Raw genomic sequence first — 14,743 nt, 5'->3', positions numbered from 1 at the left:
ATGGGCTTCAGCCGCAGGTGACCCGTGCGTAGCCGCTGTCGGTCTTGCCGTCGACCGTCCCGCGGATGCGGACCTCCGTCGCCGAGGGATCGACCCGGGACGTCGTCGTGTACGCGCCGTTCCTGTCTCCCGACTGCCAGTTGTCCAGGATGAGGGGCGACACGTTGAACTCGACCGTCGCTGAGAAGTCGAGGTTACCGTTCGACGGCGGGTTGACCACGAGGGGTTCGCCGGGGACGCACGAGACGATGACGGGCCGCACCGTCACGGGCGTCGCGGCCTGACGATCGGACGCGGCGCCACAGAACGTCTCGGAAGCGTCTCGACAGCCTCGGACGTAGACCTGGAGTTCGGTGCCGTATCCCCCGGTGGAGACGAAGCCGTCGGCGGCCAGGGGCTGCCAACCCGTCTGCCCGTTCTGCGACCACTCGAATCGGGCTGCCGTACCCGACACCACGTCGGTCGCGGAGACCCTGACGTCGAAGCGTCCCCCACCGTTCTCGATCGACGCCACGGTCGCGCGAGCAGCACCGGGGGCCTTGAGTGCCGTGGTGCGACCCGAACCCGCGGAACAGAAGGTGCCGTTGTCCGCCTTCACGACGTAGAGGTAGGTGACGCCGTCCTCTGCGGACGAGTCCGTCGCTCCCCCGCCGGCGAGGGGAACGGGGTCACCCGGGGTGTCGCAGGACACCGGCCCGTCCGAGCCGGCGACGCGGACCACCCGGTACGTGGGAGCCGATCCGCCGTTCGCGGTCGACGGCGTCCAGGTGATCTGCACGCCGCCGCTCACGGGAGTGGCCGTGACCTGGGGTACCCCGGGGCTCCCGACGGGTACCACCCGCGTCAGGGACGCCCGGGCCCACGCCGCCTCGCTGTCGACGTCGGCGTCGTTCTTCGCGAAGACATTCACCGTGTAGTTCTGGTTCGGGACGAGGCCGGGGATGACGCTCTGCTGCACCCCACGGCGAACGGTCTGGAATCCCGTCGTGGGCCCGGACCATTCGACGACGTACGACTGGATCGCGGAGCCCGGCCGGGGATCCGGCGAGTCCGTCCACGTGATCCGGGTGTCGCCCTGGCCCGACGGCACCGCAGTCGCGCTCAGGCCCGTGGGTGCGGCGGGCACGTAGTCGGCGCTGTAAGCGGGACTCGGCGCCGATGCAGCGGAGTCCCCGACGCCGTTGGTGGCGACGACCGTGAAGGAAAACCGCTGGCCCGCGGGCAGGTCGGTCAGGGTGCAGACCGTCGCCAGCCCGCAGGCCTTGGAGTACGAGCCCCCGGCCGAACCCGCCCCGGTCAGACGGTAGCCGGTCAGCGGCGAGTTGTTGGCCGCGGGAGCCGTGTAGCTCAGGGTGAGCTGTCCCCCCGTGAAGGTGCCCGTTCGGACCGGGGCATTGGGGGCGTTCGAGACGTCCTGCACGCTGATGGTGACGGTGCCCCAGACGTATCGGTCGGGGTCGTCCGTGACGTCGGCGACCTGGTACTGGAGGTTCGTGTCGCCGGGGGCCGCGGAAGCCGCGACCGAGACGGCGAGACTCCGGTTGTCACCGCTCGGCGTGATCGAGACGCCTGCCGGCACGCTCGACCCGTTCAGCCCACGGATGGCCACCACCCGCAGCGCCTGCCCGGGGAAGGGATTGGTCGCCTGGTCGTTCTGCAACACGTCGACCGAGGTCGAGGCCCCGCGCTTGACGACGGCACGATCGGCGGCCGGTTGAGCGAGCGGGCGGGTCGATCCCACGACCGACACGGTGACGGCACCGCTCCGGCCCGGGTTGAGGGCATCGCTGACGGCGACGGGGAGCGACCTGCTCGTCCCCTTCGCGGTGCCGGCCTCGGCCGAGACGGTGAGCTTAGACCCGGACAGGTCGAAGCCGACGCCCGCGACGCCGCCCTGTTCGACCGAGTACCGGAGCTCGTCGACGTCGTCCGGATAGGGGTACGTGGTGAGCCGAGCGAGGTCGAGCGTGCGGGACTGGCCCGGTTCGAGGTCGATCGAGGTGCCGTTGAAGACGGGTGGCTGGTTCTCTCGCGACGTCACCGTGATGGGCAGCACGAGCGACGCCGTCCGACCGTCCGGGTCGTCGGCCGAGCGACCGTCGGTCACCTGGAACGAGATCGAGGCCGTACCCGAGAACAGGTCGGCGGACGTGAACCGGAGGGTCGTGTCGTCGACCACGAGGTCGTCGCCGTTCGAGTTCGTCGCCCGGACCGTCGCGGGGTCGGTCAGTCTGACTCCGTTGGTGCCGGCGGAGATCACGTAACGGTCGAGGTCGATCGTGACGGCCTTCTCGCTCTCGACCGTGATCGGACGGACCGTCCGGTCGACCTGCGGAAGGGCGTCGTCGAAACCGGGCACGACGATGAACGCGTAGGAGCGGACGCCCGGGTCGTCCTTCCTCGAGACCGAGAACGGGACGATCTGGCTCGAGTCGGTGATGCGGACGGTCACGCGTGAGTTCGGCGTCACCTCGGCCGTCGAGCCGAATCCCGGGGCCAGTCCGAGGTCGAGCTGCGACGTGCTGCCGTCCGAGAAGAACACGTTGGTCAGGGGGTTGACCGTCACGGTCTGCCGACCGGCGATGTCGCTGAGTCCGAGCACCGTGTCGTCGGCGAGCGGGTAGTTCAACGGTGCGTCGGGGTCGACGGTCACGGTGACGAAGGTCGAGCTCTGCCCGCCGCGCTCGTTCGACACCGTGTAGACGAGGCCGTACGTCCCGGGGGTCTCGGGGGGCGTCACCGACACCATCGTCCCCGACACGACCTTCGCGACGACGCCCTCGCCGTTCGGCTCGACGGCGTCGACCGACAACGCGCCCCCGTCGGGGTCGGAGTCGTTGTCGAGCACCCGGACCGTGATTGAACCCCCGGGTCGCATCGTCACGGCGTCCGCGACGGCGATCGGGTTGCGCGATCCGTCGGCGCGGGTCGAGATCCCCACACGGACAGTGCCCGTGGCCCGGGCACCCAAGCCGTCCACGACCGCGTAGGTGAAGCTGTCGGTGCCCGCCGAGCTGGCGTTCGCCTGGTACTCGACGTAGTCGGTGCCGACGGTCGACACGCTGCCCTTCTCGGGGTTCGTGCCCACCCCGAGCAGCTGGACCGAGTCGCCGTCGGGATCGATGCCGTCGAGCGGGACGCCGATGCGCACGGTCTCGCCTGCGACGACGCGCGCCGTCACCGACTGGGGCGCGGGGGCGGCGTTGCTGCCCGCGTCGACCTCGCGGACCGCGATGGCGACCTGGGCCGAGGCCCGCTGCCCGTCGGGGCCCTCGACGGTGTAGGTCGCCGTGACGTTGCCCGGGGTGGTGGGGGCCAGGTACCGGAGACGGTTACCCGACGCAAAGAGCAACCCGCTGCCGGCCGGGACGTCCCTCTCGAGTCGCGGCACCAGCGTCAACTCGTCGCCGTCGGGCTGCTCGTCGTTGGCGAGGACGTCGATGTCGATGGAGTCCCCCACCCGGACGGTCACCTGGTCGTCGGTCGCGATCGGCGGCTGGGTGATCGCCCGGCGCGGGATCTCGACCACCGTCACGGTGCCGGGCGCGGAGGCGAGGCCGTTGCTGACGGTGTAGCCGAAGGTGACCGGCCCGTCGTCGAGCGGGGCCGCGAGCGTGATGCGGGCGTAGCGCTGATCGAGGGTCTCGACCCTGACCCCGGACGCGGCGGGCACGGCATCGGTCGCCGTGAGCATGAGGACGTTGTTGGCCGGGTCACGATCGGTCGCGACGACGTCGAGCGTCTGCGTGCCCAACGTCTCGACGAAGATCGTCTTGGGCGTCGTGACGGGCGGTGTGCCCGCGTCCGGAGGGGATTGGACGTCCACCCTGACCGTGCCGGTCGCCGTCTGGTCGCCGTCCGTCACGGTGTACTCGAGCAGGTGGGTCCCGGGCACGTCGCTGAGGAACCGGAACGTGCCCTGTTCGTAGTTCGGCGTGACGGTGACGTCGGCCTTCGCCGGGACGCTGTTCAGCTTGACGGTGCCCGTGCCGCCTCGAGCGTAGGTCAGCGGCCGCACGGTCAGCTGCTGGCCCGCATAGGCCTGCTGCGAGAAGGGCAGGGCTTCGAGGGGCACCTGCCCTGCCCCCATCACGGTGATCGCGAGCGATCCTCGCCCCTCGTCACGGCCGTCCGAGACCGTCAAGGGGACCTCGACGGTCGCGTCGCCCGCACCGGCGTCCTGGTAGACGACGTCCCCCGAGGGCTTGTACGAGAGCCCCGCCGCCCCTCCTGCCGAGGTCAGGTAGAAGGCGTCGCCGTCAGGGTCGATCCAGTCGCCGAGCACCGAGGTGGTGACCCGCCCCGACGACGACACCGACGCCGACGTCCTGCGCGCCTGCTGCGGCGGCGAGTTCTCCGACGGTTGGCGGACGGTGAGGGTGACCGTCGCGCTGGCCTGACCGCCGCGTCCGTCGGAGATGGTGTAGTCGACCGAGAACGTGCCGGAAGCCGAGTCGGTGAGGGTGAGGAGCACCTGTTGTCGGTCGTTGACGAGGTCGATCCGGCCGACGGCATCGTCGAGTGCGGACACGTCGTCGATCACGAGCGGGTCGCCGTTCGGGTCGTAGTCGTTGAGCAGCACGGGCAGGGTGCTCGCTCGACCGGGTCGTGCGCCGAGCGCGTCGTCCACGGCGACCGGTGGTTTCTGGTCGAGATCCAGCTCGGGCGGTTGCTGGTCGTCGTTCTCCTGTTGCTCTTCTTGGTCGCGGTCCTCTTGGAAGAGGTCCGACCAGTTGTCGATGAGCTCGCCGGAACGCTGGACCGCCCACGACCGACCCGACGCCGGATCGTTGAGCACGACCCGGCGCGCGTTGACGTCGAAGACCAGGCTCGCCCCTCCGGTGACCTGGTCGAGGTCGAGGACTCCCCCGCGGGCCGACGCACAGTCGCTCCACGCCGACCCGCCCGCCCAGGCGCCGAAGCGGCAGTCGCCGACGACGACGGGTCGCGCGGGCTTGCCCTCGCGTCCGCCGACGACCTCGGCGACCCGTGAGGAGTCGATCGACACGGACAAGAGGCCGGTGGACGTCGCGACCAGGACCTCGTCGCCCGTGTCGGACCCCGTCTGCAGGGCGAGCCCGCCCGAGGCCCGGTCGGACAGGTCGACCTGCCGTCCGTCGACGACCAGTTCCCCCGTGACGGCATCGAGCACGGCCCAGTGACCGCCGACCGAGGCCACCTGGTACCCGGAGGACGACGAGGCGGGCACGTCGTGCGTCTCGGCGACGTCGGGTGACACCGTTCCGTCGAAGATCGACACCCTGCCGGTGTCGGACGAGTAGGCGACCACACGGCCGTCGGGCGTGACGTCGGTGACCAGTCCCTTGCCGAGGCTGAGATCGGGGTCGACCTCGTTGCTGAAGGACGCCAGGTCCGAGAGCGGTTGGCTCCAGACCTCCCCCGTGCCCTGTGACACGACGAGCACACGGTCCCCGGCGATCGACACGTCGGGCGATTCGGGCGGGAGCGGGACGCTCTCGGCCACCTCGGCCGTGGCGGTGTCGACGACACCGACCGTGGCGTTGCTGCGATCCACGAGCAGGACGTCCTGCTCGCGTTGGACGACCGAGAGGTCGGCACCGGTGCCGCGCACGGCGGAGTTGAGCTGCAGGACGTCGGTGTTCGCCCGACCGATCGCGGCGCGTTCTCCGTTGGCGACCCAGACCGTTCCGTCGGAGAGGTCGACGCGCTGGGCCTCGTAGCCACCGCTGGCCACGGCGACGGTCGTCACGAGCGTGGCCACCACGACCACTCCGACCCCGGTGACGACGGCGGATCGACGACGGGAGGCCCAGTAGAGCAGCCGCCCCATCAGCCCTGACCCGCCGTCGCGCAGTTCTCGTTGCTCTCCGGGCCGGTCGAACCACCGCGGCTCACGGAGACGGTGATGCAGACCTCGTCACCCGGGTCGGCAGGGGTGGCGACGAACCGGTCGGCGGATTGCTGGCTCGTCTGCCCCCCGGTCGAGATGACGTAGGTGTCACCTGCCCGGAGCCCCGGGTCGCTCCAGGTGAAGACCACCGAGGAGCCGTCGCTCGACGACGCGACGTCGGCCACCCGGGGGATGTCGGTCGACGTCGAGCGGACGAGCACCAGCGTCGCGGCGGCTGCGAGACCGATCCCCACCACCGACGCCGCCACGAGGGCCCACGTCACGACGAGCAGCGACCGACGCCGCGTCGGACGTGTACCCGTGCTGCGAGGCACGGCGCGGCTCTGCTGGAGCGAACCGCCGTGCTGCGCCTGGACCTGGGCCTCGGTCGCCCGGCGCCGGCGGCGACGCCGCGAGGCCTGCACGGGGGTCACACCCCGGAGGCGCGTCTTGTCCTCGAGGTCGGCCACGGTCGCCAGGGCCCAGTCGTCGACCGCCACCTCGATGGGGGTCTGCGCGACGCCGATCTCGCTCTCGACCTGCTGGAGCTCGCGCACGAACTCGAGGACGCTGGCCTGGCGGTTCTCGGGGCGCCGCGACATGGACCTCGCGAGCAGTCGCTCGAGGGTGGGAGGGACGTCCGTCCGTCCGGTCGGCACGAGCTTGGCCTTGTCGATGCGACCGATCAGGTCGGACGCGCCGTTCTTGTCGCCGCCGAGGACCTCGAAGGGGCTCCGGCCCGCGAGCAGCGAGTACACCGTCGCCCCGAGGGACCACACCTCGGACTCGATGGTGCCGTTGGTCTCGTCGAGCAGCACCTCGGGGGCCGACCACGGGATCGACATGCCGACGACCTCCTGCGGCTCGCTCTCGCTGAGGGACGCGGCGATGCCGAAGTCGGACAGCACGGGGTGTCCGTAGGCCGTCATGAGGATGTTCGACGGTTTCAGGTCGCGGTGCAGGACGCCCTGCCGGTGGGCCGTCTCGACCGCGCTGCCGATCTTGACGCCGATGCGCAGCACGTCGGCGACGGGGATGCGGTCGCGCCGGTACCGCTCGCTCAACGACGACGAGCAGAGTTCCATCACCAGGTACGGACGGCCGTCGGCCGAGACGCTGGCCTGGAACACCGTGAGGATCGACGGGTGGGCACTCAGCTGGGCCATGAGGTTCGCCTCGGCCTGGAACATCTGGCGGACCTGGTCGTTCACGACCTCGCTGAGCATGACCTTCACCGCGACCTGCCGGCGCGGCATGTTCTGTTCGTAGAGGAACACGTCGGCGAAGCCGCCCGACCCGAGCACGCGCACATGCGAGAATCCCGGCAGGACGGGGGGCGCCGAAGGCAGTCGTCGAGCCACGTCGCCTCCTCTGGGGATCGATGCCGGGTCGGCTGGGCGGAACAGGTCGGCGTCGGTCCGACCGCAGCCATTCTACGTGGGGGTCCCCGACGCCCGAGAGGCCCGTGGGCCCCCCTGTGGACGGACCCGGTCCCCCCATTTCGGGGGCGGGGCCGTCCGTGTCCGCGTGTCGCGCCTACTCGGCGTCCGTCGTCTCGGCGCTCCGGACGTCCACGACGACGGCCGTGACGTTGTCGCGTCCACCCGCCTCGACGGCGGCCTCGACGAGGGCCGTCGCCGCTGGCTCGGCACCGTCGACGCCGCCGAGGAGCTCGGCGATCCGCCCGGCGGACAGTTCTTTGGTCAGGCCGTCCGAGCAGACGAGGAGGCGCAGGCCGGGTCGGGCGGGCACCCTCCAGTAATCCGGACGCGGGTCGACGTCGAACCCGACCGCCCGGGTGATCACGTTGCTGTCGGGGTGCTTCTCGGCGTCGTCCGCGTGCAGGAGCCCCGCGTCGACCATCTCCTGGACGACGGAATGGTCGACGGTCACCTGGCGGAGACGGCCGTCTTCGAACATGTACACGCGGGAGTCGCCCACGTTGAAGACCGTGAAGTCGACCTCGGCGCCTTCTCCCTCTCGTGAGAGGAACGCCCCGGTGGCCGTCGTGCCGACCCCGAGCTCGGTGTCGGCCGCCGCCACCGCGATGTCCTCCGTGGCCACGCGGAGGGCCGTCTCGACGTCGTCCGTGGTGGCGAACGGGCGTGACGCGATCTCGCTCATGCGGCGCACGACCGCGTCGCTCGCCACGTCGCCCGCGCTGTGCCCTCCCATGCCGTCGGCCACGACGAACAGCGGCGCCTCTGCGAGGTAGCTGTCCTCGTTGTGCGCTCGGCGACGACCCACGTCGGTCACCCCCGCCCAGTCGAAGGTGAGCCCCGGGCCGTCGAGGCCGAGGGCGTGGGCGGTCGTGGGGCGGCCGAGCTCTGTCACAGGAGGGGTTCTTTCGTCGGGATGATGCGCTGGGGAGGCAGGATCTCGAGAAGGTTCCCGTCACCTACGTCCACTATCGTGCCTGCACGGGCGACGAGCGACTCGCCTTGCCGGAGAACGACGGGAACGCGTCCGGGCTCGATCACCCGGGTCCCGTTCGTCGAACGCAGGTCGGTGACGACGACGGTGCCCCCGTGCTGGCGCACGTCGACGTGCGCCCCCGAGACCTCGTGTCGCGGAGACGGCACGGTCACCAACCGTGGCAGGGGTCCAGAGCCCACGCGCGGCCCGGTCGGGCGACGCCCCACGATGACGGGCACGTCGAGCGACAGGTCCTGCCCGGCGACCCTCACCCCGTGGAGGCGCGGGGTGGGTCGGCCCGACGGGTTCGGCTCCCCGCTCGTCGGCGGCCGTGCCGGCGGGGAGACCCGTAGGACCGTGTCGTCCGCGTCCGTCTCGTCGACGCCCGAGGGGCGGGCCGGGCGACCGACGACCGTGTCGTCGATCGAGCCGACTCGGTGCCACGATCCTGGTGACTGTTCGGTGGGCATCTCGTTCCTCTCACCGGGGGCTCTGGCGCGGTTCGGCGACCACGACCTCCACGCTAGCGCCCGGTGACCGGTCCGTTCGGGTGCCGCGTCCACACCCGGGCCCAGGCTGCACCACCGCACGTCTCCTCCCCACGCCGGGTGCGGCAGCCGTCGGTTCACACCCGGCCCGTTCTCCGGCGTCCCGACCGGGCGGCCGCCCTAACGTGACGCCATGACCGACCTCGTCCTCGTACCCCCGCTGCCACCCGGCCGTGCCGACGACGACGAACCGCCGGGGCTCGTCCGACTCGACTCCCCCGTGGGACGAATCGAGATCGTCAGTCGGCACTTCGCCGTCGAGGGCCTCGCGATCGAGCGTGAGGGCGTCCTGCCTCACGACGGTCAACCCGAGCGGCCCGACAACCTGCTCGATGCAGCCCGACGTCAGGTCGACGGCTACTTCGAAGGAGTGCGCACGCGCTTCGATCTTCCGCTCCGCCTGGTCGGTTCGAGCTTCCAGCGCTCGGTCTGGTCTGCGCTGCTCGAGGTCGAGTGGGGACGGGCCACGACCTATGGACGACTCGGCGGGACCTTCGGCAATCCTCGGGCCGGGCGAGCCGTCGGTGGAGCGGTGGCGGTGAATCCGCTCCCCCTGCTCGTCCCGTGCCACCGCGTCCTGGGCCGGACGGGCGGCGTCACCGGCTACACCGTGGGCACAGGGGTCGAGACGAAGAAGTGGCTCCTCCGCCACGAGGGCATCGCGTTCCGAGAGGGTCCCGTGCCCCTGGACTGAGACAGATCTGAAGGGTCGCCGCCCGCCCGCCGATCAGACGGACGCCTGCAGGACCGACTCCGCCACGAGCACGCTCTCGTCTCCGGGTTCGAGCACGAACCCTCGACCGCGGGCCCACTCCGTCAGGTCGCCGATGTCGGCCAGGTCCGGACGATCGGCCAGGAGGGCGCGAACGAACAACCCCTTGCTCTTCTTGTTGAAGTGGTTGAGGGCTCGGCGTCGGTCGCCCGCATCCGAGACGACACGGACGTACGTCGACCTCGTCCCCGCCGGCCCCAGACCGACGTATCCCTCGGATCGCAGGTCGACAACGAGTTCGCCGACGCCTGCCAGGACCGCGGACACCGGCCCTCGCCAGAGTTTCTTCAACGACGTCCGGGGGACCCTCGAGTCGTGCGAGAGCCGGTAGGCGGGGATCTCGTCACCAGCCCGGAGCAAGCCGAACAAGGCCGAATGCACGAGTACGTGCCGGTGAGCCCACGTCCACGCATCGGCACTCATGCCTGCCACACCGAGAGGGTCGAAGAGGACCCCCGTGTAGCGCGACAGAGCGGGCATCGTGGGCGACACGGTCACGAGCCGGTTGCGCTCGACCTCGTGAGCCTGCGTGGGACCGAGTTTGAGGGCGGCGGCGGCCGCCGCGACGTCGGCCGACATCTCGTCGAGCAAGGCCAAGGAGGCGCGGCGGGGGCCGTCGAGCTCGTCGAACGACAGTGCCGTCACATCGAGCCGCGAACCGACGCTGCCCCCGTCGAGTTTGGTCTCGGACGGGGGCAGCAGGAACAGCATGTCGTTCGGTGGTGCAGACGGGCGGAGCTCAGTTGAGCTGTGCGTTGCGCGCGACGACCGTCACGGTGTCGTTCTCGACGGACAGGAAACCGTCGTCGGCAGTCGCCTCGACGGTGGTGCCGTCGGACAACCGGACCCTGACCTGACCCGAGGCCAGGATGGCGAGGATCGGCTCGTGACCGGGAAGGATCCCGATCTCACCCTCGGCGGTGCGAGCGACGATCGACGACGCCTCGCCCGACCACACTTCGTGGTCGGCCGAGACGACGCTGACAGTGAGAGCAGCCACGATCAGCCGTTCTCCTTCTGGATCTGAGCCCACTTCTCTTCGACGTCCGAGATGGAGCCGACGTTGAAGAATGCCTGCGTGGCCACGTGGTCGAATTCGCCGTCGGCGATCGCGGTGAAGGACTCGATGGTGTCCTTCAGCGGGACGGTCGAGCCCTCGACACCCGTGAACTTCTTGGCCATGTAGGTGTTCTGCGAGAGGAACTGCTGGATGCGGCGCGCACGCGACACCGTGATCTTGTCCTCTTCGGAGAGCTCGTCGACACCGAGGATGGCGATGATCTCTTGCAGCTCCTTGTTCTTCTGCAGGATGGCCTTGACCCGGATCGCCGTGTCGTAGTGCGCCTGGCCCAGGTAACGCGGGTCGAGGATGCGGCTGGTCGAGGTCAGCGGGTCGATCGCGGGGTAGAGACCCTGCGACGCGATCTCACGCGACAACTCGGTGGTCGCGTCGAGGTGCGCGAACGTCGTCGCGGGAGCCGGGTCGGTGTAGTCGTCGGCAGGCACGTAGATCGCCTGCAGCGAGGTGATCGAGTGACCGCGCGTCGAGGTGATGCGCTCTTGGAGGACGCCCATCTCGTCGGCCAGGTTGGGCTGGTAACCCACGGCCGAGGGCATGCGACCCAGAAGGGTCGAGACCTCGGAACCGGCCTGCGTGAAGCGGAAGATGTTGTCGATGAAGAGGAGCACGTCCTGCTTCTGCACGTCGCGGAAGTACTCGGCCATCGTGAGGGCCGACAGCGCGACGCGGAGACGGGTTCCCGGCGGCTCGTCCATCTGGCCGAAGACCAACGCGGTCTTGTCGAACACGCCCGCTTCGTCCATCTCGGCGATGAGGTCGTTGCCCTCGCGGGTACGCTCACCGACGCCGGCGAAGACCGACACACCACCGTGGTCCTGCGCGACACGCTGGATCATCTCCTGGATGAGGACGGTCTTGCCGACACCCGCACCACCGAAGAGACCGATCTTGCCGCCCTGCACGTAAGGCGTGAGGAGGTCGATGGACTTGATGCCCGTCTCGAACAGCTGGGTCTTGGACTCGAGCTGGTCGAACTTCGGGGGCTTGCGGTGGATGGGCCAGCGCTCGGTGATCTCGACCGTCTCGTCACCCTCGAGGTTGAGGATCTCGCCCGTGACGCTGAAGACCTTGCCCTTGGTGACGTCGCCGACGGGCACGGAGATCGGCGCGCCAGTGTCGATGACCTCTTGCCCACGGACGATGCCGTCGGTGGGCTTGAGGGCGATGGCACGGACGAGGTCGTCACCGAGGTGCTGGGCGACCTCGAGCGTGATCTGCGTGGTCGTGTCACCGATGGTGATCTTCGTGGTCAGCGCGTTGTAGACGCCGGGGATGGCATCGTGCGGGAACTCGATGTCGACGACGGGGCCCGTGACCCGGGCGATGCGCCCGACGCCGGGAGCCGACTCGGTCGCGACCGGTGCGGTTGCGGTGTCAGTCATGGCTTCTCTCTCTTCGGATGATGATGCTGTGGTGCAGAGCTCTACTTGGCCGACCCGAGGGCGTCTGCGCCGCCCACGATCTCGGAGATCTGCTGCGTGATCTCGGCCTGACGCGCGTTGTTGGCCAGACGGGTGAAGTCGCGGATGAGGGTGTCGGCGTTGTCGCTGGCAGCCTTCATGGCCTTCTGACGGGCGGCGTGCTCGGAGGCGGCCGACTGCAGCATGGCGTTGAAGATACGGCTCTCGATGTAGACCGGCAACAGGGCGTCGAGGACCTCGGTCGGATCGGGTTCGAAGTCGTACAGCGGCAGGACCTCGTCCTCTCCGGGCTCTTCGATCCCCTCGACGACCTCGAGGGGAAGCAGACGGACGACCTCGGGAACCTGGCTGACCATGTTCACGAAACGGTTGTAGACGATGTGGATCTCGTCCACGCCGCCCTCGGCCGCCTCGGTGAGGAACTTGGAGACGACGGCGTCACCGATCTCTTTCGCCGTGACGAACTCGGGCTGGTCCGTGTTGCCCGTCCACACCTGCTCGGCGTCACGACGACGGAAGGCGAAGTACCCCTGGGCCTTGCGACCCACGAGGTAGTAGACGACCTCTTTGCCCTGGCTCCGCAGCAGCTGCGCGAGCTGCTCGCTCTCTTTCAGCGTGTTCGAGCTGAACGCACCGTTGAGGCCGCGGTCCGACGTGAACACGACGATCGCGGCACGCTCGACCGTCTCGGGCTCGGTGGTCAGCACGTGGTCGACGTCCGAGAACGTCGCCACGGCCGACACCGCGCGGGTGATGGCTCGCGAGTACGGCCCGGAGGCTTTCATCCGGGCCTGCGCCTTCTGGATGCGCGAGGCCGAGATGAGCTCCATCGCGCGAGTGACCTTCTTGGTCGTCTGCGCAGAGCGGATCCTCTGCCGGTAGACCCGGAGTTGGGCTCCCATTACTCTCCTGTTGTCTCGTCAGTCGTGAACGTCGAACGGGCGCGTCAGCGCTTCGTCTTGACGATCTTCTCCTGGTTGACGTCGTCGGCGTCGGTGGCCTCGAACTCTTCACGTCCCACCGAAGCGAGAGGCTTGCCCTCACCGGTCTGGAATTCTTGCTTGAACGAGTCGATGCCGCTCTCGAGAGCCGCGACGATGTCGTCCGACAGCACGTTCTTCTCCCTGAGATCGGACAACACCGACGTGTTCCGGCCCATGTAGTCGAGCAACTCGCGCTCGAAACGCAGGATGTCCGGCACGGGGACCTCGTCGAGCTTGCCGTTGGTGCCGGCCCAGATCGAGACGACCTGGTCCTCGACCGGGTAGGGCGAGTACTGCGGCTGCTTGAGGAGCTCGGTGAGACGTGCACCACGTGCGAGCTGACGACGGCTCGCCGCGTCGAGGTCGGACGCGAACATCGCGAACGCTTCGAGCGAGCGGTACTGGGCCAGTTCGAGCTTGAGCGTGCCGGAGACCTTCTTGATCGACTTGACCTGGGCGTCACCGCCGACGCGCGACACCGAGATGCCGACGTCGACCGCGGGACGCTGGTTCGCGTTGAAGAGGTCGGACTGCAGGAAGATCTGGCCGTCGGTGATGGAGATCACGTTGGTCGGGATGTACGCCGAGACGTCGTTGGCCTTGGTCTCGATGATGGGCAGACCCGTCATCGAGCCGGCGCCCAGCTCGTCGGACAGCTTCGCGCAACGCTCGAGAAGACGCGAGTGCAGGTAGAAGACGTCACCCGGGTAGGCCTCGCGTCCCGGCGGACGACGAAGGAGGAGCGAGACGGCACGGTAGGCCTCGGCCTGCTTCGACAGGTCGTCGAAGATGATGAGGACGTGCTTGCCGCTGTACATCCAGTGCTGACCGATGGCAGACCCGGTGTACGGAGCGAGGTACTTGAAGCCGGCGGGGTCCGAGGCGGGAGCGGCGACGATCGTCGTGTACTCCATGGCTCCGGCCTCTTCGAGGGCACCCTTGACCGAGGCGATCGTGGAGCCCTTCTGGCCGATGGCGACGTAGATGCAGCGGACCTGCTTGTTCTCGTCGCCGGACTCCCAGTTGGCCTTCTGGTTGATGATCGTGTCGATCGCGATGGCCGTCTTGCCGGTCTGGCGGTCGCCGATGATGAGCTGGCGCTGCCCACGACCGACGGGGATCATGGCGTCGATCGCCTTGATGCCGGTCTGCATGGGCTCGTGGACCGACTTGCGCTGCATGACACCGGGGGCCTGGAGTTCGAGGGCACGACGACCCTCGGTGGCGATGTCGCCGAGACCGTCGATGGGTGCGCCCAGCGGGTCGACGACGCGACCCAGGTAGCCGTCGCCGACGGGGACGGAGAGGACCTCACCCGTGCGGGTGACCTCCATGCCCTCTTCGATGCCGGAGAACTCGCCGAGGACGATGGCGCCGATCTCGTCTTCGTCGAGGTTCTGAGCGAGACCCTGCGTGCCATCCGCGAAGCGGATGAGCTCGTTGGCCATGACGCCGGGGAGCCCCTGGACGTGGGCGATGCCGTCGGCTGCGTCCGTGACGTGGCCGACCTCGGTGGTGGAGGCCTTCGAAGGGTCGTACGACGAGACGAAGTCCTTCAGCGCGTCGCGAATCTCATCCGGGCTGATCTTGATGTCTGCCATTGTGATTCCTATTCGTAGCGAGGCTTCGGGAGGCCTCGAGTCTGTGTGTG

The 14,743-nt window shown here is 69.2% G+C and carries 10 protein-coding genes; 1 reads left to right on the top strand and 9 read right to left on the bottom strand.

All coding sequences use genetic code 11. The features are described from left to right. Positions 1-7 precede the first annotated feature (7 nt). From IFT79_RS06865 to IFT79_RS17055, 4 genes are all read right to left on the bottom strand, one after another. Positions 8-5,812, bottom strand: a complete 5,805-nt coding sequence (locus IFT79_RS06865) for an Ig-like domain-containing protein (protein ID WP_192123381.1) — start codon at positions 5,810-5,812, stop codon at positions 8-10. Next, positions 5,812-7,176 (bottom strand): serine/threonine-protein kinase, encoded by a 1,365-nt coding sequence (locus IFT79_RS06860; protein WP_267658642.1) that lies wholly within the window; start codon positions 7,174-7,176, stop codon positions 5,812-5,814. The genes IFT79_RS06865 and IFT79_RS06860 overlap by 1 nt, the downstream gene beginning before the upstream one ends. Before the next feature lie 232 nt (positions 7,177-7,408). After that, entirely contained in the window at positions 7,409-8,206 is a 798-nt protein-coding gene (locus IFT79_RS06855) for a PP2C family protein-serine/threonine phosphatase (RefSeq protein ID WP_123570230.1), read from the bottom strand. Next, positions 8,203-8,757 (bottom strand): FHA domain-containing protein, encoded by a 555-nt coding sequence (locus IFT79_RS17055; protein ID WP_267658643.1) that lies wholly within the window; start codon positions 8,755-8,757, stop codon positions 8,203-8,205. Before IFT79_RS17055 ends, IFT79_RS06855 begins: the two co-directional genes overlap by 4 nt. Positions 8,758-8,968: 211 nt before the next feature. On the opposite strand from IFT79_RS17055, the gene IFT79_RS06850 reads away from it, so the two are divergent. Next, entirely contained in the window at positions 8,969-9,529 is a 561-nt protein-coding gene (locus IFT79_RS06850) for a methylated-DNA--[protein]-cysteine S-methyltransferase (RefSeq protein ID WP_192123380.1), read from the top strand. A gap of 33 nt (positions 9,530-9,562) precedes the next feature. Here IFT79_RS06850 and IFT79_RS06845 read toward each other — a convergent pair whose 3' ends face one another. From IFT79_RS06845 to atpA, 5 genes are read right to left on the bottom strand one after another with little or no spacing between them, the layout of a single operon-like run. Further along, positions 9,563-10,318 carry a YaaA family protein gene (locus IFT79_RS06845; RefSeq protein ID WP_192123378.1) on the bottom strand — a complete coding sequence of 252 codons (756 nt, stop codon included), beginning with the start codon at positions 10,316-10,318 and terminating at the stop codon, positions 9,563-9,565. Between the two features lie 28 nt (positions 10,319-10,346). Beyond that, positions 10,347-10,607: a F0F1 ATP synthase subunit epsilon gene (locus IFT79_RS06840; RefSeq protein ID WP_043594515.1), complete on the bottom strand. Its 261-nt coding sequence runs from the start codon at positions 10,605-10,607 to the stop codon at positions 10,347-10,349. A gap of 2 nt (positions 10,608-10,609) precedes the next feature. After that, positions 10,610-12,070: a F0F1 ATP synthase subunit beta gene (gene atpD / locus IFT79_RS06835; protein WP_043594513.1), complete on the bottom strand. Its 1,461-nt coding sequence runs from the start codon at positions 12,068-12,070 to the stop codon at positions 10,610-10,612. 41 nt (positions 12,071-12,111) lie between these two features. Beyond that, positions 12,112-13,011, bottom strand: coding sequence for a F0F1 ATP synthase subunit gamma (locus IFT79_RS06830; protein ID WP_056045889.1), 900 nt, complete (start codon positions 13,009-13,011; stop codon positions 12,112-12,114). A gap of 44 nt (positions 13,012-13,055) precedes the next feature. Further along, complete coding sequence (gene atpA, locus IFT79_RS06825; RefSeq protein ID WP_056045891.1) at positions 13,056-14,693, bottom strand: F0F1 ATP synthase subunit alpha; 1,638 nt, start codon at positions 14,691-14,693, stop codon at positions 13,056-13,058. Positions 14,694-14,743 lie beyond the last annotated feature (50 nt).

The sequence above is a fragment of the Frigoribacterium sp. CFBP 8759 genome, assembly GCF_014841655.1.
Lineage (GTDB): Bacteria > Actinomycetota > Actinomycetes > Actinomycetales > Microbacteriaceae > Frigoribacterium.
This window is presented reverse-complemented; position numbering and strand designations above follow the sequence as displayed.